This window comes from Paenibacillus mesotrionivorans, assembly GCF_046098205.1.
Taxonomy (GTDB): domain Bacteria; phylum Bacillota; class Bacilli; order Paenibacillales; family NBRC-103111; genus Paenibacillus_AR; species Paenibacillus_AR mesotrionivorans.
Genome location: NZ_JBJURJ010000006.1, coordinates 45495 through 63873 on the forward strand (window position 1 = coordinate 45495; position 18379 = coordinate 63873).

The 18379-nt window shown below is 56.9% G+C and carries 20 protein-coding genes and 1 tRNA gene; 3 read left to right on the top strand and 18 right to left on the bottom strand.

Features of this window, described 5'->3' with window-relative positions; translation table 11 throughout:
- Positions 1 to 51: 51 nt before the first annotated feature.
- The 11 genes from ACI1P1_RS10185 to ACI1P1_RS10235 form a co-directional block, all read right to left on the bottom strand.
- Entirely contained in the window at positions 52 to 1185 is a 1134-nt protein-coding gene (locus ACI1P1_RS10185) for a deoxyribonuclease IV (protein ID WP_416216278.1), read from the bottom strand.
- A gap of 155 nt (positions 1186 to 1340) precedes the next feature.
- Entirely contained in the window at positions 1341 to 2066 is a 726-nt protein-coding gene (locus ACI1P1_RS10190; RefSeq protein WP_416216279.1) for a glycoside hydrolase family 73 protein, read from the bottom strand.
- 184 nt (positions 2067 to 2250) lie between these two features.
- Positions 2251 to 3408 carry an ROK family protein gene (locus tag ACI1P1_RS10195; RefSeq protein ID WP_416216280.1) on the bottom strand — a complete coding sequence of 386 codons (1158 nt, stop codon included), beginning with the start codon at positions 3406 to 3408 and terminating at the stop codon, positions 2251 to 2253.
- A 53-nt stretch (positions 3409 to 3461) separates the two neighbouring features.
- Positions 3462 to 4004, bottom strand: coding sequence for a chromate transporter (locus tag ACI1P1_RS10200; protein WP_416216281.1), 543 nt, complete (start codon positions 4002 to 4004; stop codon positions 3462 to 3464).
- 24 nt (positions 4005 to 4028) lie between these two features.
- Positions 4029 to 4670: a chromate transporter gene (locus ACI1P1_RS10205; RefSeq protein ID WP_416216282.1), complete on the bottom strand. Its 642-nt coding sequence runs from the start codon at positions 4668 to 4670 to the stop codon at positions 4029 to 4031.
- A gap of 140 nt (positions 4671 to 4810) precedes the next feature.
- A complete protein-coding gene (locus ACI1P1_RS10210) occupies positions 4811 to 5362 on the bottom strand; it encodes a superoxide dismutase family protein (protein WP_416216283.1) in 552 nt (183 codons plus the stop codon).
- Positions 5363 to 5378: 16 nt separating this feature from the next.
- Complete coding sequence (locus ACI1P1_RS10215; RefSeq protein ID WP_416216284.1) at positions 5379 to 6101, bottom strand: hypothetical protein; 723 nt, start codon at positions 6099 to 6101, stop codon at positions 5379 to 5381.
- An 87-nt stretch (positions 6102 to 6188) separates the two neighbouring features.
- Positions 6189 to 7280 (bottom strand): GerAB/ArcD/ProY family transporter, encoded by a 1092-nt coding sequence (locus ACI1P1_RS10220; protein WP_416216285.1) that lies wholly within the window; start codon positions 7278 to 7280, stop codon positions 6189 to 6191.
- Between the two features lie 24 nt (positions 7281 to 7304).
- Entirely contained in the window at positions 7305 to 7520 is a 216-nt protein-coding gene (locus tag ACI1P1_RS10225) for a hypothetical protein (protein WP_416216286.1), read from the bottom strand.
- Complete coding sequence (locus tag ACI1P1_RS10230; protein ID WP_416216287.1) at positions 7520 to 8698, bottom strand: Ger(x)C family spore germination protein; 1179 nt, start codon at positions 8696 to 8698, stop codon at positions 7520 to 7522. Before ACI1P1_RS10230 ends, ACI1P1_RS10225 begins: the two co-directional genes overlap by 1 nt.
- Positions 8695 to 10326, bottom strand: coding sequence for a spore germination protein (locus tag ACI1P1_RS10235; RefSeq protein ID WP_416216288.1), 1632 nt, complete (start codon positions 10324 to 10326; stop codon positions 8695 to 8697). The genes ACI1P1_RS10230 and ACI1P1_RS10235 overlap by 4 nt, the downstream gene beginning before the upstream one ends.
- A gap of 117 nt (positions 10327 to 10443) precedes the next feature.
- Between ACI1P1_RS10235 and corA the strand changes: the two genes are divergently transcribed.
- Positions 10444 to 11379 (top strand): magnesium/cobalt transporter CorA, encoded by a 936-nt coding sequence (corA, locus tag ACI1P1_RS10240; RefSeq protein WP_416216289.1) that lies wholly within the window; start codon positions 10444 to 10446, stop codon positions 11377 to 11379.
- 654 nt (positions 11380 to 12033) lie between these two features.
- Here the strand turns inward: corA and ACI1P1_RS10245 are convergent.
- Positions 12034 to 12122: transfer RNA gene (locus tag ACI1P1_RS10245), tRNA-Ser, on the bottom strand.
- A gap of 105 nt (positions 12123 to 12227) precedes the next feature.
- Positions 12228 to 12716, bottom strand: coding sequence for a SprT family protein (locus ACI1P1_RS10250; protein WP_416216290.1), 489 nt, complete (start codon positions 12714 to 12716; stop codon positions 12228 to 12230).
- Between the two features lie 145 nt (positions 12717 to 12861).
- On the opposite strand from ACI1P1_RS10250, the gene ACI1P1_RS10255 reads away from it, so the two are divergent.
- On the top strand, positions 12862 to 13209 hold the full coding sequence (locus tag ACI1P1_RS10255) for a hydrolase/acyltransferase (protein ID WP_416216555.1): 348 nt from the start codon (positions 12862 to 12864) through the stop codon (positions 13207 to 13209).
- A gap of 73 nt (positions 13210 to 13282) precedes the next feature.
- On the top strand, positions 13283 to 13402 hold the full coding sequence (gene cmpA, locus ACI1P1_RS10260; RefSeq protein ID WP_416216291.1) for a cortex morphogenetic protein CmpA: 120 nt from the start codon (positions 13283 to 13285) through the stop codon (positions 13400 to 13402).
- Positions 13403 to 13542: 140 nt separating this feature from the next.
- On the opposite strand, the gene ACI1P1_RS10265 is transcribed toward cmpA, so the two are convergent.
- From ACI1P1_RS10265 to alr, 5 genes are all read right to left on the bottom strand, one after another.
- Entirely contained in the window at positions 13543 to 13728 is a 186-nt protein-coding gene (locus tag ACI1P1_RS10265; RefSeq protein ID WP_416216292.1) for a hypothetical protein, read from the bottom strand.
- A gap of 78 nt (positions 13729 to 13806) precedes the next feature.
- A complete protein-coding gene (locus tag ACI1P1_RS10270; protein WP_416216293.1) occupies positions 13807 to 16050 on the bottom strand; it encodes a Tex family protein in 2244 nt (747 codons plus the stop codon).
- Between the two features lie 180 nt (positions 16051 to 16230).
- A complete protein-coding gene (locus ACI1P1_RS10275; protein ID WP_113022859.1) occupies positions 16231 to 16581 on the bottom strand; it encodes a type II toxin-antitoxin system PemK/MazF family toxin in 351 nt (116 codons plus the stop codon).
- Between the two features lie 3 nt (positions 16582 to 16584).
- Positions 16585 to 16863, bottom strand: coding sequence for a CopG family ribbon-helix-helix protein (locus tag ACI1P1_RS10280; protein ID WP_113022860.1), 279 nt, complete (start codon positions 16861 to 16863; stop codon positions 16585 to 16587).
- A 300-nt stretch (positions 16864 to 17163) separates the two neighbouring features.
- Positions 17164 to 18339, bottom strand: coding sequence for an alanine racemase (gene alr, locus ACI1P1_RS10285; protein WP_416216294.1), 1176 nt, complete (start codon positions 18337 to 18339; stop codon positions 17164 to 17166).
- Positions 18340 to 18379 lie beyond the last annotated feature (40 nt).

Consider the following 18379-nt stretch of genomic DNA (forward strand, 5'->3'; position numbering starts at 1 on the left):
CCTCGTTTCCCGTTAACCTTGCTTGTTTATACCCATTCACACTTGCTTCACTTATGCATTCGTCATTGCGCGCAAATCCGCGCCGGAGAGCCAGGCGGTGAGCCGTTGGTTAATCTCTTCCTCCGTCAGCTCCGGAAACAGAGCGGCTTCCTCCAGGCGGTCGTACAGCCGTTCCATGGGCTCCCGCTTGTCCGCTTTTTTGGCCTTGGGGTCATTCTTCAGCTCATGCCACACCGACAGAATATAGTCCCGGTGATGGACACCCTCCTGGCCGAAGAAATGGCCGATCCGCTCCACATCTTCAACAAACTCCGCTCCGAAGCGATCCATTACATTCCCGCGCAGAAGGGCAATTTCCACCTCGTACATAGGCCGTTCCTTACCGTCGGTTTTGCCGATCCAGGGGGTCTCCAGGATAAAAGGCAGATGCCCCAATTTCTCGTGATGGACGATAGCCTGCATAGCCTTGAAGCCGATATGACCGGCTCCGATGGGAGCATGGCGGTCCTTGGCCGCACCGCGGGGATTCTTGCTGTCGTTCAGGTGGATCACGGCCAGCCTGTCCAATCCGACGGTTTTGTCGAACTGCTCCAGGACATGGTCGAATTCGTGGACAATATCATAACCGGCATCGTGGATATGGCAGGTATCCATACAGATGGTTAGCCTGTCGTTGTTCTCCACGTTGTCGATGAGAAGCGCCAGCTCCTCGAAGGTCCTGCCCATCTCCGTGCCTTTGCCGGCCATGGTCTCCAGAGCAATGCTCACGCCGGTATCTGCCGTTCCCTTCAGCACCTCGGTTAACCCCTGGGCAATCCGGGTCAGCCCGTACGCAGCGTCCATCTCCGTGTAAGCGCCGGGGTGGAGCACAATATTCTTCACACCCAGATAATCCGTCCGCCGCATCTCCTCCTGCAGGAAACGCACAGCCAGCTCGTAGGTATCCTCCTTAAAGGAGCCGAGGTTGACAATGTAAGGGGCATGGACCACAATCTCGTCCATTCCGTGCTTGTCCATCACCTCACGGCCTTCGTTGAGAAACTGGTTCTCGATGGGCTTGCGCCGGGTGTTATGGGGAGCTCCGGTATAAATCATGAAGGTATTGGAGCCGTAAGAGACCGCCTCTTTGGCTGCGTTCAGCAACCCTTTGTCCGAAAAGGAAACATGCGAGCCAATCTTCAGCATGGTCAACAATTCCGCCTTTCCATAGGGGATTTGACCTATTGTAACATAGTTTGCGATTCCCCGAAAACAAGACGGACATAGGATTTATTGGAATGAGGAGCCTCCGGACCAAACCCTTGCTTCGGGTCCGGAGACACCGCACTCCAAGAGCCAGATCAAAGCTGGCGGCGGTGCAGTACCGTGAGCATCCGGTAGAAGTCCATGGAGCCCCCCTCCGGAGTATCGATAACCCCTTGGGCAACGGCGGTATTCACGGCTACCCTTGCCCATTCCGGTACCACAGGCAAACGGCCGGTAGTCTCCAGCTGCTCCGTCCGGATGTCCAGCCTTCCCAGCTCAAGCTCCAATGCGCCAAACCGCCCCAGCAGCTCGTTGCGCAGCGCGGCCGCAGCGGTATCAAAGCTGGTGAACCCCCGGGTCTGGATAATGCCCCATAATTTCTCCCAGTAGGACGGATCCCCGTCCACCTCTGCGGGAGCATCGGTGGCATAGCCGGAGTCATACAGCGCCTGGCATTGCTCCAGAGGCGTGCGCGCCGCCCGCACGGAAGCGTACCGCGGCGCTTGCAGAAACAGCTCGTGATCCCGGATGCTGTCCTCCAGAGTGTCATAATAGCGCCACTGGGCCGATACATTTTCGTACACCTGGCCGTTTAATACCTCACGGGTTGTCCGATTCACAAACCGGCCGTCCCAATAAGCATTGGGCACTCCGGAGCCCACCTTGATGCCGAACAGATTGTTCCAGGAGGGGACACGCCCCCCTGTCTCCAGCATGGCCTGTGCCAGCCGGACCGAAGGGAAAATCCGCGAGCCCGCTGCATACAGCTCCTTGGATACCGCCGCTACCCGGGTGATCAGCTCATTCGTGGTGATTGCCATATCGCTACAGCCCCTTTCCGCCCCCAGAGACCTTTCTAGTGGCCACTGGTCCCGCAGACGAAAAAAGGCTTCCGCACTGCCCTTAACGGGAAGAACAGAAGCTTTTTTCCGCCCTCCATCCATCGTATGCGCACATACAGTGTTGTGTGAAGGACAGGGGTTCCGTCAAATCCGTCAGATTCCATCAAACCGTAAGCCGGTTCATCACCAGAACAGCGGCCCCTACTGCAATCGCCGCCTCTCCTAATTCGCCGCGGCTGAATTCCGCCTGGTAGCTGTGCCGGTAATAAACCCCCTGGAGTGCACTTTCCACCGCTGTCTCAAAAAAAGCGGGATGCAAATTGGCAACGGGTCCGCCCAGAATCACCTTCTCCGGGTGGAGGATATTCAGCAGATTGGCCAGTCCGATACCCATACGGATGCCAGCCTGGCGGAGCAGGCCAACCGCCGCCTCATCCTCCGCCTCCAGCGCAGAGGCGAGCTCCACGAAGCCTCCGGTCCGACCGAGGGCATTCCATTCCCGTTCCAGAGCATGGATGGACACATAAGACTCCAAGGCCCCCCTGTTGCCCGCTTCTTCCCGGTGGGGGATTCCCTCAGCCTGGATAATCATCTGCCCCGCCGCCCCCTCCATATCTACCGCACCATACACGATGGCCCCTCCGGTCATCATGGAGGTCCGGATCCCCGCTCCCACGTGGACATAAAGCAGATGCCTTTTTTTGAAGGAGGCCGCCCAATATTCCCCGGTCAAAGCCGCATTGGCCCCGTTATCCAGATAAACCGGAACACCCAATGCCTGCTCCAGCCGTTCCTTCACCGGCACATCCCGCCAACCCGGCGCTTTGAAGTAGAGGGGGTCCAGAATCAAGCCTTTGGCCGGATCAAGCGGGCCAACGGCCCCGATCCCCAACCCCAGCACCTGGCTTTGGGGGATGCCCCGCACCTCCAGCATATATTGGGCCGATGCCGCAACCTCATGCAGCAGCATATCCGGTGTGACGGCTTCGGACATTCTCCACACGGTGGAGCCCACAATATTCTGCCGCAGATCCGTCAGCACCAGCATGGACCGGGTCCGGGATATTTCTAGACCAAACGCATACGCATACTGGGGATTAACGCAATAAAGAATCGGCCGCCGGCCGCCCGTGGATTCACCGAAGCCAACCTCCTGCAGCAGCCCCTTCTCCGTCAGCTCCTCCAGAATCCGGTTTAAGGTGCTGGGGGCCAAGCCGCTTTGCTCCAAAAGCTCCTGCTTGGCCACCGTGTCCTGCTGCCGGATCAGACTATACACATCCTTGGATTTGCGCACCGCAATCCGTTGCTCCACTGCCTGCATTAAACACGACTCCTTTATCCTGCGTCGTACAGAGCATTTTCGTAAACAAACTCTTATCCGTAAACCGCCATTCCCACCAGCCCCGCCACTATAATGAGCCGGAGCGGGTGAATCTTATAGTACAATAGCGCAACAAGGGAGCCGGCGAATATGACGAAAGCCACAATCGTCTGCATATCAAAGCCCGACCCGATCATCCCGTTGGAATCGGCAAAACGCACCGCACCGTAAAGAATCAGTCCCGTCACCGCCGGACGCAGTCCGTAGAAGGCCGCCTGGACATAGCGGTTTTCGTTCATTTTGGCAAAAAATGCCGCCACTGCAATAATGATTAGAAAGGACGGCAGCGTCATCCCGGCTGTTGCCGCAACCGCTCCCAACAGCCCTTCCACCCGGTATCCCACAAAAATGGCACTGTTGGTGCCGATGGGCCCCGGGGACATGCCCGCTACCGCAATGATATCCGTAAAATCCGAATTTGTCATCCATTTATGTGCTTCCACCTGATGGGCGATAACGGGAATCATCGCGTAGCCGCCGCCGAAGGAAAGCAGACCGATAATAAAGAAGGTTTGAAATAATGCCCATAGCTCCATGATGCTGTCCTCCTGATGCCGAATTTAAATCCCGTCTCCGAAGAAATAGTCCTCCGCATAACCCTTCGTCTTCCCGGGTTTGCCCGCCAGCACGTCGGTTCCCGTCCAGCGCAGGCGCAGAGGCACCACCGCCAGCCCGAAGGCCATGCCCATTAACAGGGCGAAGACCGGATTGATGCCGGTGACGATGAGTAACACCAGCACCCCTATAGCCGTCACCAGGGTGGCGGCATCCCGGATAGCCGTACGGCCCACCCGGATGCCCGCGTACACGATCAGGGCCACTACCGCGGGGCGGATGCCCAGGAAGGCGGCTTTGATTTTGGGCTGGTCCCGGACAGCCAAAAAGGACACGCTCAGCACCAGCACAATTAGAAACGTGGGCAAAAGCACCCCAAACAATGCGGCGATGGCGCCGGGCAAGCCGGCAATGCGGTAGCCCACAAAGGTGGAGGCGTTCACACCCACTGCACCGGGAGTGGATTGGGCGATGGCGAATAGGTCCGTCACCTCTTCCTCCTCCAGCCACCCTCTTTTCTCCACAACCTCCTGATGGAATACGGGGATCATGGCGTAGCCGCCCCCGAAGGTCACCGGCCCCATCTTAAAAAACGACCAAAATAAACGACCCAATAACGGCCAATCAATGACCGGGAATAATTTCATTATGCTTCTCCTCCTGCATGGAACAAACCTAGTTGTCTACCTCATTATACCTGACTTTATTCCATTTTGGAATAAACTTTTTGTACATGGCAAAAAACCGGCTGCAGCCTTCTGCACCGGTTACTGCTTTTTTCCACGTATTATTGGATCCGCCCGCAGGCGATGCGCCCGCCGGAATTGCCCGCCGGGTCCGTCTTGTAATCATCGGCATTCTCATGGATGACCAGAGACGTCCCGCCTGGCCGGATCAGGGAATTGGGTTGCCCCTCCGACAGCGTCACATACTTGGCGACCATCTCGGCTGTTACCGTTCCGTCCGTACCCACGAATAAATTGGGCAGGTCTCCGGCGTGGGGGCCGTTGGGGTTATCGAACCCGTGCTGCTTGTTCATAGGGTTAAAATGACCGCCGGCGCTTTCAAAGCCGGGAGGCTCACATTTGCCCGATTCATGGATATGAAATCCGTGTTTGCCGGGAACAAGATTGAAGGCCTCCACCTTGATGTGGACGCCCCTGGACATCTCCGTCAGCTCTGCTTGGCCTACCTTGGCGCCGTTTGTGCCAATGAGCTCCACTACCCTTTTGGTGCCTACGTCTGCGCTAACCTCTCTGGACTTCACGTGGTTCGTGCAGGAAACGGCCGCGAATAACAGCAGCGCTGCTGCGGCCCATACTCCCGTCTGTTTGCTCATTGCGTATCCTCCGCTTCTAAAATTCACCTGTCAGCATAGGGGCTCCCACAGCCAGATTCCAGGCTCCCGTTTCGGAATTGCGGTGGAGCGCGGTCTGAAAACCGGCCTCCGTTCCCTCCGCCTTGAAGCCGATAAGCTCCGTCTTGTACAGGGCATTCACGATTCCCTGATCCTTGTAAGTCTCAAGCTCCTCCGCCGCAAGCAGCGTCCGGGCCAGCCCGCTCACCGCATCCTCCGGATGTTGGGCAGCATCGCCGTTCCATACGCCTGCCGCCTTCACGGACCAGTCTCCGGCAGCACCAGCTTCCCGGAGCCACCCGTCGATCCGGCTGCCCGCTTCGGCAAGTGCACGGGCCTCTGTCCCGTCCGCTTCCAGCCGGAGAAAAGCTTCACCCGTGTGGCTGCCGGACAGCTTGCTCCAGCTTCCCCGGAGGCGGCTTGCTTCCCCGCCGGAAGAGAGGCTGACCATATCCGCTGCGGATTCCTCCAACAGGAAGCCGTGCTGGAGCAGCTCCTTCAGGCCGGCGCTCTGGGCATCATCCATATGTCCATACCATTGGATGGATATCGTATATTCCTCAGCCATACTCCTGGAGGCGAAGGCGATGACCGGTTCAATAGAGAATGCCTGCTGGTTTCCGCTATTGCCGGCCATTGCGGGCAGAAGACCGGCACCCCAGAGCCCCAATGCGGCCAACCCGGCCAGCGCCATTTTGCAAAGCACCTGTATGCTTCCCATTCCTTCCGCCTCCCGTTCATCCACTCTATCAATCTACTAACAGGATGGACAGAAATAGAAACGTCTATACCTGCGAGCAGCGGAAATTTATGTTTTGCCGGGGGCACTGCTCTTGGGAGGGGACTGCTGCTTAGGCCGGAGCAGAACAAAGAGCAAGCCAGTCAATATAACCTCCAGCATCAATGCCAAAACGGACAAGGTCCGGTTAAAGTTGAACAGCTGCGAGGCGTTGCGGAAAAACCAGAAGGAAAAGGTGAAGCAGCAGGCACCGAAGGACAACAGCAGCTTGTCCATATGCAGCGCCGGCACTATACGCTCCATTCCAAACATGAAGGCGTACAGGAAAAAGGCCATTTTGGTAATCATCAGGGGAATGTAGATCATATCCAAGGGCAGCTCAAACCGGTCGAGAAAGTCCGTGACCCGGATCAGCCGCACCATCTCGTGAAACGGGTACTGCAACTTGGAGGCGATGACACTGCCCATGGACAATAGTGCGCAGAGGTTCAGCCACTGCATCATCACCGAGGTGATAACCAGGCTGTACAGCCCGTCCCGCAGCCCGAACTGCTCGGAGGGAAGCAGGAAGGGCAAAACCAGGATCTGGCCCATGGCCGCAATGGTATACCAGCTGCCCTGAAGCACAGGACCAAAGCCTTTTTCCAGCATGGGCAGCGTATGGCGGATTTCAAATTCGGGGTACAGCAGCACCGGGATAAGCGCAATAAAGGCCAGCGTCAGCGGCAGCCATATCTCAATCATCCGGGCTACAACCTCGAAGCGGCTGTTCACCGTCACCACGATGGCCAGCACGATGAGCCCGCTGATGACCGGCACCGGCGTATAGGCCAGCAGCTCAATGTTCACAAATTCCGAGAGCGTCCGGACATCCCGCAGAATCACCAGGAAAATAAAAAGCAGCATCGGCAGCGCCAGAATCCGTCCGATCACCGGACGGCGGAGCACCATAATCTGAAACAGGTTTTTGCCGGGGAACCGGGCGGTGGTTTTGGTCAGCATCCACAGCAGAATGAGGACCACCGGGAAGGCAAGCAGGTATGCCAACCAGGCATCCCGCGCCGCCAGCTTGAACACTTTGTTGGGCAGGCTGACCAGCATGCCGTCCATTGCCAGCATAATGCCCAGCAGCTTGGCCTGTCTGTTGGAAATGACCTCCATTCACATTCTCCTTTCTCGCTTGCGTCAGGATACAGGCACCCAATTGCCCAGAACGGCCTCCAGCCAGTTATACGGCCGGGGAATGTTGATATTCTGCAGCAACGCCAGCCAGACCAGCCCGCTGATCAGAAGCAGGGCCACTGCCGCCCAGCGGGTCATGGCGTTGGTTTGCTTTAATTTCTTGCGCTCCAGCAGATACACGATGCCGATCATAACGAGGGTTTGTGCAATTGAACCCACTAGTTCGTTCCCTCCTTATTCCGGGCGGCCGGCTCCAGAATTGTGCCCGTATGCTCGAGGTTTACATGGGGCTCCACCTGAATCTCCATGCCGCTGTAAACCTCCCGCCAGTTATCCTTAACCTTTCTCCAAGCCGACGGGCTCTTCTGAAAAATGGCGTCGCCAAATCCACAGGGATCGGAGCGGTATTCCTGGGTCATCTTGATGCTTTTTTCCACGTTGCTTTTCAGCTTGTCGCTGACGATCTGGGTAAGCTGCTCCAGGTTATCTCCCCGGGCATGGTAGCCGGTCTGATTCTCATACACATGTCCGATGGCCCGGAGAATTACCTTCATGCGGATCTTATCCCCCTCTATTTCGGGTTTCAGCTTGGCTGAGGTCTCCGTAAACTGGATGGAAATGAATTGGTCCGAATCCGGAGGGGATACCGATATTCCCGGTCTTCTGACCTGATTCATGGCCCACAGGATCCCCTGGGCTTGCTCTCCCTTCAGGAAGCCGGCCAGCTTATCGTCCCGGAAAACCGCCATTCCCTCCAGGGTGATCCGCTGCTTGGTTTCGCCCTTGTCCCCGATGGCTGTTTTGTCCGAAATGTAATACGGCGTTGAGACATCCACTCCGTCGTTTACCAGCGCCTCCACCATATGCTTGACTGTTCTGGGGTTCTTCATGGAATTGACGGTCAATTCCCGGACCATCTCTCCCGGCTGCTGCTCCAAAGAGGCATCGGAGTTCAATACATCCACTGCATTGCCCTTGGCCAGCACCACAAGAGCCGTCAGGCGGTTCTGTGCAGACCGGAAGGCAATGTCCAGGTGAGGGGAAATTCCTTCACGGGCCAAGGCTTCTCCCAGGATAATGACCCGGCGGTGGGCATAATACTGCTGGCGGGAGAGGGATTTCTGAAGGCGGTCGCTGGCCTCCTTCAGGGAAATGCCAACAGCTGAATCCACGTACCAGGATTTCCCCCCCGAGGTGCCGCCGCCGCCCCCGCCAGGACCCCCAAGCTGTCCGGCCAAGGGAAACTGGATAGCCAGCCGGATTTTGTTGTCACTGGCCTTATCCACTGCCATGGCGGATACGATGGCCACATCATTGACCTCCCGCCTGTCCCAGCAGCCGGTCAGACACAGGCAGAGCAGTCCGCAGGCTGCCACCTTCCACATGGGGTGCTTCACGGTGTACCGCCTCCCCTCTTTTTTGCGGATGAACCTGCTTGGCCCAGTCTCCGGCGGTTAAGCGGGGAAAAGGTGCCCGGGCGGGAATCCATTTTCCACCAGGGCGCCCGAACCAGAATATCCTTTTGCTCCTTGGGGTCGTAAGGGGCAATACCGCTCAAATAGGGTACGCCGAAGGAGCGGAGCGAGCACAGATGAACGGCAATCAGCACTGTGCCGATGATGATGCCAAATAATCCGAAGACCCCTGCCAGGATCATCAGCGGAAACCGCAGCATCCGGACGGAGATGGCCATGTTGAACCGGGGGATGGTGAAGGATGCAATCCCTGTCAACGAAACCACGATGACCATCGGGGCGGAGACAATCCCCGCTTGTACGGCGGCCTGCCCGATTACCAAGGCGCCGAGAATACTGACCGCCTGCCCGACGGTGCGGGGCAACCGGATGCCGGCCTCCCGGAGAGCCTCGAAGGCCACCTCCATAATCAAGGCCTCCACGATGGCCGGAAAGGGGATGGTTTCCCGTGCGGCAGCAATGGATAAAAGCAGGTTGGTAGGCAGCATGTCCTGATGGTAGGTTGTCACCGCCACGTAGAGTGCAGGCAAATACAGCGCCACGGCGCTGAAAAATATCCGCAGCCACCGGATCAGGTTGCCGATAATATACCGCTCGTAATAATCCTCGCTGGCCTGCATGAACTGCCAGAAGGTGACGGGCCCGATGAGCACAAAAGGAGTCCCGTCCACAAAAATGGCGAATCTGCCCTCCAAGAGAGCCGCCGAGGCCGCATCCGGACGTTCCGTATATTGCAGCTGGGGAAACGGGGATAACGGCTGGTCCTCAATCATTTCTTCAATATAACCGGACTCCAGAATGCCGTCGATGCGGATCTCCGACAGGCGCTTCATGGCCTCCTCCACCAGCTTCGGATCAATGATTCCCTCCATGTAGCTCAGCACTACAGTGGTTTTGGTTTGTTCGCCGATCACCATGGTTTTCATCTTCAGCTTGGCGGACTTGATCTTGAACCGGAGCAAGGCGGTATTGGTCCGCAGATTCTCCACAAACCCCTCCCGCGGGCCGCGGATAACGGACTCTGTCTGAGGCTCCTCCACCCCCCGTCTGTTTCCGCCGCGGATATGGAGAATGATGGCCTCCTCCCGGTTCTGGACGAACAGTACGGCATTCCCGGAGAGCACCGCCTCCGCCGCTTCCTCATAGGTGGCGCACCGGGAGGTCTGTGGCACCATCAAGGCTTGCCGCTCCAGCTCCGCCGGCTGCGTCGGCACGTCCTCCAGGCCCAATAGCGGCAGCAGGGCGTGATTGCCGATTTCCTCCGTCTTCACAATGCCGTCAATGAAGATCACACAGCCTTTTACGCCATGGGAAAACAGGATTTCATGATAAACTACATCTGAGCAGTCCCTAAACATACCCTTCATGGCCACGATGGCGGCTTCCCACTTGCCGATCTGTGTCGGCTTTGGCTTCGGTCCTGATTTGGATGCCGAGTTGGGCGTTTGTTTGGCTGTTGACTTGGCCGCTTTTTGGGGCGCCGCTCCAGGAGGAGACTCTTGGGTGCCGGAAGCCTTGCGCTTTCGGCCCTTGAATGTGAAATAACGCATCCGCTTCTCACCTCTTCCATGCTTATCGTTTCCTCTACTGCCGCATTTATCCGCAAACCCTGGCGAATTATGCTATGCTGGATGGAGCAATGAGCCTGTACAGGAGATGATGAGGACATGCTGGTCTATGACAGCCGCACCGGAAAAACCGCACAGGAGCAGGAAATCCGTGTGCCTCTTGAGCATGAGGTGGTTTGGGTCCGCTTGAAGCAGTCGGAGCCGGAGAAGGTTACGCAGGTGCTGGAGGAGATGTACGGCTGCCACCCGCTGCTGGTGGAGGATGCCATCAAGCTGAACCAACGTCCCAAGCTGGACCGCTACAAGCAGAATATGTTTCTGACGCTGTTTGCGGTGGAGCGCTCCAGCCTCAAGCTGCAGGAAACCGGGATTGTGGTGGGCAAAAATTATGTGGTGACCATCTCCCAGTCCCATATCCCGTTTCTGGATGAGCTGGAGACGGAGCTTATGCATAAGGAAGGGATGATGGACCACTCCAGCGAGGTGCTGTACCGGATTGTGGACCGCTGCGTGGATGAATACAGCGAGGCGGTGAACCATTACGAGGATCAGGTGGAGCAGTTGGAGCGCCAGGTGTACCGGAATCCCTTCGTGCAGGTGACCCATGAGATTTTCCGGCATAAGCGGCGGCTGCATCGGCTGCGCAAGGTATTCGTGGACGAGAAAACCATTATCGGCGCCTTGACCCACCAGGAGCTGCCGTATATCAGCCAGGACAAGGACGTTTATTTTTTTGATGTGTACGATCATATCTCGCGGGTGGTGGATTCCATCGATCTGTTCCGGGAGTCGTTGTCGGGGCTTTTGGAGCTGCAGATGGCGATGAAGTCGGACCGGATGAATGAAATTATGAAAACCCTGACGGTGATCAGCTGCTTCTTCCTGCCGTTAACCTTCATCGTCGGGCTGTACGGCATGAACTTCCGCATTATACCGGAGCTGGATTGGTCCTATGGCTACCTGTATGTGTGGGTGCTGATGGTGGCGGTGTCCGTGGGGCTGTATTGGTTTTTCAAACGCCGGAAGTGGATGTAAAGGCAAACCTTGCAATCGGGCAGCTGCACATCGCGGAGTTGCGGCGCTTCTGTAGTTACGGTGGGCGCGACTGGGCTGTGGGCCACGGTAACGGGGGGCTGTACCGGAACTATGCGGCGCTTAGACGCCTTGTGGGGAGCTCGGCTGCTCTAACGGAACTTAAGAGCGCTTAGAGGCCTTTTTGGAGGGGCCAGGTGATTCTAACGGAACTTAAGAGCGCTTAGAGGCCTTTTTGGGAACTCAGCCAACTGTAACGGAACTCAGACGCGCTTAGAAGCCGTTGGCAGCCTCCAGAGGGGCTTTTTTTCTGTCTAAGGGCGTCTCAGTTCCGTTAGTTTTGCATAATGCCCGTTTTCGGCTTCTAAGAGTCAGTGAGTTCCGTTACAGCTCCCGAATACGCTCGTTCTTCCGCCAACCCGTTACCTTATGACCTATGCTCGTTCTTTCGCCATCCCGCTACCTTATGACCTACGCCCGTACTTCCGCCATCCGGCTACCCTTATGACCTACGCTCGTACTTCCGTCCTACTGCCGCCTGACTACCTCCCCATTGGCCCCATCCGCCCTCCCGACACCCCTCTGAAAAGCGCTGCTGCCTCCGAAAATGCAAAAAAGAAACCTGCTGCACGAAGCAACCGGTTTCTTGGTACCATACGGAGAGAGAGGGATTCGAACCCTCGCACCGCTAACGCAGTCTAACCCCTTAGCAGAGGGTCCCCTTATAGCCACTTGGGTATCTCTCCATAATTGTTGGACAATTTCAATTTTAGCGTGAAGTCCGGGCAGAAGTCAAGCGGATGAAAAAGGAGCCTGTACCAGCCCTCTTACAACCAGCAAAACCGACCCGGTTAGCATGGCGCGCAGGACGGTGCCGCTGTATCGGCCAGAACCGTCATCTCCAGCTTGCCTCTGCATCTGCCGCAGGCATAACGGCGCGGGTCCACGCGCCGCTTGCGCAAATATTCCATCCGGCAATTGACGCAGACAAGCCGGTAGCGGTGAGGCTGCACCTTCTTGTCGCCGGGCAGAGGTTTGCAGTAACGGGCGCCCCCCACCATCGCCAGCAGCTTCTTGAAATCGGCATCCCGGTGCCGGTAGCCGCCTTTGGCCAGGTGGAGATGGTAGTGGCACAGCTCGTGTTTGATGATCTTCTCCATTTCCTCCGTGCCGAAGCACTCCAGATGTTTGCGGCTGATCTCAATATGATGGGATTTGGTAAAATACCGCCCCCCTGTGGTCCGCAGCCTGGAATTAAAGGTCGCCTTGTGCCGGAAGGGAATCCGGAAACACGCAAGGGAGACCTGCTCTACCCATTCTTGCAGCTCTTCGTTTGTCATCAGGCATCCTCCCCCTTACCGGGTTACATTCTCCTTCTTGAATTTAAGACCAGCAGGATATACACTGTCAAGTATGAAAACATGGCAGAAGTTTATTCCTTGAACCATATTATGCTGCCATTAGAAGCGAGGGAAAATGATGGAAATGGAGAAACAGTCCTACGGTGTTCTCAAGCTCGGGGAACGCCTGGAGTTTGTGCAAATGCCCGAAAGCCACATGTACCAGCTGACCGCCTTAAACCGCCGGCTGCACAAGGAAATCGTCAAGCTTACCGCAGACAACCTGCCGGAGCTGCCCCGCCTCATTGCCGAATGCGATAATCTGGAGCTTGTGGAGCCGGATTATCCTCTCCTGAACGGACTGGAGTATATCAACCAGCTGGAGCAGGCCTTCGCCTCCATCCGGGAAACCACTTATCCGCTGGTATCCCTGCTGACCGAAATCCGTGCGCTGCAGGCTCAGCTTGAGCAATGGTACGAAGAGAACGCGTAGGTACAGGCACACCGCAGGCGTTTGCCCCATATGGTAAAGTACATCATGCCATAGACTGAAAGGGGCTGGCGGCATGCCGCAATGGCTTAGCAATCAATTACTACGCGCTTTCCAGAGCAAAAACCGCAGACAGATCCAGATGCTGAACGACTGCTGGTTTTTTTACCGGAACAAGTCGGGCGATAGCCGGTGAGGATTCATTCTTTGGCCGCTTCCCATTTATACGTATTTGTCAAAGCAAAACCCGCCAGGAGCACCTGACGGGTTTTGTTGTGTCGAAGGAAGGAATGCCCTGACTGATTCCAGTGCGTTCGGGCATATGAAGGGGAATACTTATCCCGCCGCTTTCATCCCATCGACAAATCCTGCCGCAAAGCTGATCACGGGCACCAAAATATCTATGGCCAGCACGGTCCAGCCCAAGACCGGCACAATCCAGACCTTGATTTGCTTTTTGCCGATGGTAACCGCCCAGATGCCAAGCGCTAATGATAACAAGTAAATGGAAAAAGGCGACATCCCTCTCACTCCTCCGCCCATCTAGATGAGCACTGTACCGGCCGCTCACGGCGGACCGGCAACCCGGCGCTCCACCTCTTAGGGCTGTTTCATGGTCAGACTGACCTTGCCCTTCTTCAAATCCACACCCAGTACCCAAACCGTCACCACATCGCCTACCGAGACTACATCCATGGGATGCTTCACGTAGCTGTCGCTCAATTGGCTGATGTGAACAAGGCCATCATTCTTAATCCCAATGTCTACAAAAGCGCCGAAGTCGATCACATTGCGGACCGTTCCCTGAAGCTCCATCCCCGGCGAAAGATCCTCGATCTTCAGCACATCCGTCCGCAGCACCGGCGGCGGCAGCTCCTCCCGGGGGTCACGGCCCGGGCGCTGGAGGCTGTCGAGAATATCCTTCAGGGTAGGCACACCTACCTGAAGCTTGTCCGCCATGGCGTTAGGATCTACCGCCTGGAGCGAGGCCTTCAGCTCCTCCGTGCCGATGCGGTTGAGGGGAATGGACAGCTCGCGGAACAGGCGGTCCACAACAGTGTAGGACTCTGGATGGATCGGCGTATTGTCCAGAGGCATTTCCCCGCCGCTGACGCGCATGAAGCCTACGCACTGCTCGAAGGTTTTAGCCCCCAGCCGCGGTACCTTCTGCAGCTCCTTGCGGCTGTGGAACTTGCCGTTTTCCTCCCGGTACTTGACGATATTCTTGGCCGTCGTGCCGTTAACTCCCGCCACATACGAGAGGAGCGATGGCGAGGCCGTATTCAGATCCACACCCACATGGTTTACCGCGGATTCCACTACGCCGTTTAGGCTTTCGCTGAGCCGCTTCTGCTGCACGTCGTGCTGGTATTGCCCTACACCGATGGCCTTCGGCTCAATCTTCACCAGCTCCGCCAGCGGGTCCTGCATCCGCCGGGCGATGGAAATGGCGCTGCGTTCCGCCACGTCCAGCTCCGGAAACTCCTCCTGGGCCAGCTTGGAGGCGGAGTACACGCTGGCACCGGCTTCGCTGACGATGCAGTACGCCAGCGACGGCAGCTTCAGCTCGCCGATGAGGGAGCTGACGAACTGCTCCGTCTCCCGGGAGGCGGTGCCGTTGCCGATCACGATAAGCTCCAGCCGATGCTCGGTGATGAGACGCCGGAACACTGCCTTCGCCTCCGCCACCTTATTGTTGGGCGGGGTTGGGTAGGTCACGGCAATCTCCAGCAGCTTGCCGGTATCGTCCACAGCCGCCAGCTTGCAGCCGGTGCGGTAGGCCGGGTCCACGCCAAGCACCCGCTTGCCCTTCACCGGTGGCTGCAGCAGAAGGCTGCGCAGATTGCCGCCGAAAATCTTAATGGCCTGCTCCTCCGCCTTCTCCGTCAGCTCTCCCCTTACCTCCCGCTCAATGGACGGAGCCAAAAGGCGCTTGTAGGCATCCTCAATCACTGCCAGCAGCACTTCACGGACAGCGGATTCCCGCTTCAGGAATTGGCGGGCCATATAGTCGTGAATTTTCTCAGGAGCCACCTCCAGCTTAACCTTGAGGACATCCTCCCGCTCGCCGCGGTTAATGGCCAGAATCCGGTGAGGGGGCAGGCGGCGAACCGGCTCGGAATATTCATAGTACATTTCATATACGGATTCCGCGGTTTTATCCTTGGCCTCCGTAGCAATGACGCCGTTATCGTGGGTGAACCGGCGCAGCCAGGCCCGCAGCTTGGCGTCATCGGCGATAGTCTCCGCCAGAATATCCATGGCGCCGGCCAAAGCTGCCTCCGCAGACTCCACCCCTTTGGATTCGTCCACATACCGGGCCGCCTCCACCATAGCCGCTCCCGTGCGGGGCTGGGACCACAGCCAGGCGGCCAGGGGCTCCAGCCCCTTCTCGCGGGCAACGCTGGCCCGGGTCTTGCGCTTTTGCCGGTAGGGGCGGTACAGATCCTCCACCTCCTGCAGCTTGGCGGAGGCCTCCACCGCAGCGCGCAGCTCGTCCGTCAGCTTGCCCTGCTCGGCGATCAGCCGCAGCACCTCGCGCTTGCGCTCCTCCAGGCCGCGGATATATTGCAGCCGCTCCTCGATATCCCGCAGCTGATTCTCATCCAGCTCTCCGGTCATTTCCTTGCGGTACCGGGCGATAAACGGAATCGTATTCCCCTCATCCAGCAGGCCCACCGTGGTTTTCACCTTGCCGGTCGGCAGTTTTAGCTCCGTCGCAATCTGACGGAGGATCCGCTCCTCCGCCCGCGCCTTCTCCTCAGGAGTCAGCTCCGCTACAGACACACCCTCCGCCTGCTCCAACCCGGTATTGCCAACCTTCTCTTTGGTCTCCTTCGCCATCTGTCCCTTCCACCTCTCCTATGTAATCCCCAAAAGTGACGCTACCCTTCGAAGCTTATTCCGATTACTTTTGGGGGAGCCCCCGAATCCATTCCCCCAATTCCAAAGCCCACTCCAACCTTTTCCAACCAAAATCTGCACAAAAAAACGAGGGCTCCCCCTCGCTTTACTGTTGCGCCGCTAAAAGTCAATAAGGCCCAAACTGATCTGCAGGGCATCGTCTACCTTGCGCATGGTGTCCTCATCCAGATGCGTGATCTTGTCTGTCAGGCGCTGCTTGTCGATGGTGCGTATCTGCTCCAGCAAAATGACCGAGTCTCTGTCGAAGCCATGGGTTTCCGCATCAATCTCCACATGTGTGGGCAGTTTCGCTTTTTGAATCTGGGCGGTAATCGCCGCTATGATCACTGTTGGGCTGAACCGGTTGCCAATGTCGTTCTGAATGACCAGCACCGGCCGTACCCCTCCTTGCTCCGAGCCAACCACCGGGGACAGATCTGCAAAAAACACATCGCCTCGTTTCACAATCAAGCGCTACACCCCGCTAACCAAACGATCCACCGTTGTACCTGCATCCTCTTCCGCATGGAAAGACTCTGAAGCAATGTTCAGGTTAATCTTCGCCATCTCCATGTAGCCGCGCTGCATGGAATCCCGGAGCTGGCGCTTCCGGCGCTCTGTCAGGTACAGCTTCATCGCCTGACGGATCAGCTCGCTTCGATTGGAATTTTCCTGTTCCACAATCCCGTCTACCTCCTGCAGAAGCTGATCCGGCAAACTGATCATGATCCGTTTCGTATTCACGTTGGACACTTCCTCGCACCTCCAAAAGCTACCCGCCCTGACTTCCCCATTATGATACAAATAAAGGCAAATTATACAACATACCCACGCTGGCGCAGGCTTATCCTGCCTAAAACGCCATACGCTAATATATGTCCGGCGTATATCAGGTATGTTATATGGTCGAGCTATCGTTTCCGATATAATCCTTACTTTATATATTTCGGCGGCAACCGGGAAAATCCTTTGCATTTTGGCACAAAAATCCTCAGGAAAGTTTCCCCATGGAAATTCCGAGCTGGCTCAGGAACAAAACCTGCCGCTCCAGTGCTAACTAAACTGATGCTGCAGCGGATTCACCGTGTTCTTCACAACGCCTTCTTCCGTGTACACGCGTGGCACCCGGTGGGAGATCATACACACAATCTCGTAATTCACGGTACCCAGCTTCTCTGCCAGCTCCTCCGCCGGCAAAACCAGACCGTCCTGCTCACCGAACAGCACCACTTCATCGCCGATTTCTGCACCTGTTACGCCCCGCAGGCTGATCATACATTGGTCCATACAGACCCGCCCTACTACCGGAACCCGCTTGCCCCGGACCAAGGCATGAGCCTTACCCGTCAGCATCCGGGAAAATCCGTCCGCATAACCCACCGCAAGGGTGGCGATCTCCTCGCCTTCGGAGGCATGGTACAAGGCGCCATAGCTGACCCCCGCCCCTTCCTCCATACTTTTCAGCATCACGATCCTGGTTTTGAGAGACATCACCGGACGCAGCTTCACCCGCTCCATATCCACTTCATCGGAAGGGTACAGCCCATACATGCCGATGCCCAAACGAACCATATTATAGCTGATTTCCGGGGTATCAATGGCGGTTGCCGTGTTGCCCGCATGGACATAAGGGAAGGAGATTCCTTTCTCCCGGAAATGTCCGGCTACCCGTTCAAACTTGCTGAACTGCTCCCGGGTGTAGGCTTTATCGGCCTCGTCCGCGCAGGCGTAATGGGTGAACAGCCCCTCGACCTCAACACCCGGCAGCGCCAGAGCACGCTCAATAAAGGCAATAGCATCCTCCGTCCGGTTCAGCCCCAGCCGCCCCATGCCCGAATCCACTTTAATGTGGATTTTCACGGAGGGCTCCTCTGGTCCACGCTTCTCCAGGGCCTCCAGCACATCCATGCTGTATACATTAATCGTAATTCTGTATTTAACGGCCAAAGGCACTGCCTCCGCCGGTGTATACCCCAATACCAGAACCGGCGATTCAATGCCTGCCCGCCGCAGCTCCAGCGCCTCATCCATAAACGCCACCGCCAGATAGGATGCACCCTCGGCAATACATTCCTTGGCAATCTGTACGGCGCCGTGCCCGTACGCATCCGCCTTAACCACAGCCATGATTCTCATCTCTGCGGGAAGAGCGGCCCGGAAAGCGCGCAGATTATGCCGCAGCGCGTCCAGCGAAATCTCCACCCACGTAGGACGGTAAAACGCATCCACTGCCCATCACCCTCTTTGAAATCGATAGGGGTACTGCAAG

Excerpts from the sequence above, each read along its gene's own strand:
- ACI1P1_RS10185 (WP_416216278.1), bottom strand. The coding sequence starts at position 1,185 with ATGCTGAAGATTGGCTCGCATGTTTCCTTTTCGGACAAAGGGTTGCTG.
- ACI1P1_RS10190 (WP_416216279.1), bottom strand. The coding sequence starts at position 2,066 with ATGGCAATCACCACGAATGAGCTGATCACCCGGGTAGCGGCGGTATCC.
- ACI1P1_RS10195 (WP_416216280.1), bottom strand. The coding sequence starts at position 3,408 with ATGCAGGCAGTGGAGCAACGGATTGCGGTGCGCAAATCCAAGGATGTG.
- ACI1P1_RS10200 (WP_416216281.1), bottom strand. The coding sequence starts at position 4,004 with ATGGAGCTATGGGCATTATTTCAAACCTTCTTTATTATCGGTCTGCTT.
- ACI1P1_RS10205 (WP_416216282.1), bottom strand. The coding sequence starts at position 4,670 with ATGAAATTATTCCCGGTCATTGATTGGCCGTTATTGGGTCGTTTATTT.
- ACI1P1_RS10210 (WP_416216283.1), bottom strand. The coding sequence starts at position 5,362 with ATGAGCAAACAGACGGGAGTATGGGCCGCAGCAGCGCTGCTGTTATTC.
- ACI1P1_RS10215 (WP_416216284.1), bottom strand. The coding sequence starts at position 6,101 with ATGGGAAGCATACAGGTGCTTTGCAAAATGGCGCTGGCCGGGTTGGCC.
- ACI1P1_RS10220 (WP_416216285.1), bottom strand. The coding sequence starts at position 7,280 with ATGGAGGTCATTTCCAACAGACAGGCCAAGCTGCTGGGCATTATGCTG.
- ACI1P1_RS10235 (WP_416216288.1), bottom strand. The coding sequence starts at position 10,326 with ATGCGTTATTTCACATTCAAGGGCCGAAAGCGCAAGGCTTCCGGCACC.
- corA (WP_416216289.1), top strand. The coding sequence starts at position 10,444 with ATGCTGGTCTATGACAGCCGCACCGGAAAAACCGCACAGGAGCAGGAA.
- ACI1P1_RS10250 (WP_416216290.1), bottom strand. The coding sequence starts at position 12,716 with ATGACAAACGAAGAGCTGCAAGAATGGGTAGAGCAGGTCTCCCTTGCG.
- ACI1P1_RS10255 (WP_416216555.1), top strand. The coding sequence starts at position 12,862 with ATGGAGAAACAGTCCTACGGTGTTCTCAAGCTCGGGGAACGCCTGGAG.
- cmpA (WP_416216291.1), top strand. The coding sequence starts at position 13,283 with ATGCCGCAATGGCTTAGCAATCAATTACTACGCGCTTTCCAGAGCAAA.
- ACI1P1_RS10265 (WP_416216292.1), bottom strand. The coding sequence starts at position 13,728 with ATGTCGCCTTTTTCCATTTACTTGTTATCATTAGCGCTTGGCATCTGG.
- ACI1P1_RS10270 (WP_416216293.1), bottom strand. The coding sequence starts at position 16,050 with ATGGCGAAGGAGACCAAAGAGAAGGTTGGCAATACCGGGTTGGAGCAG.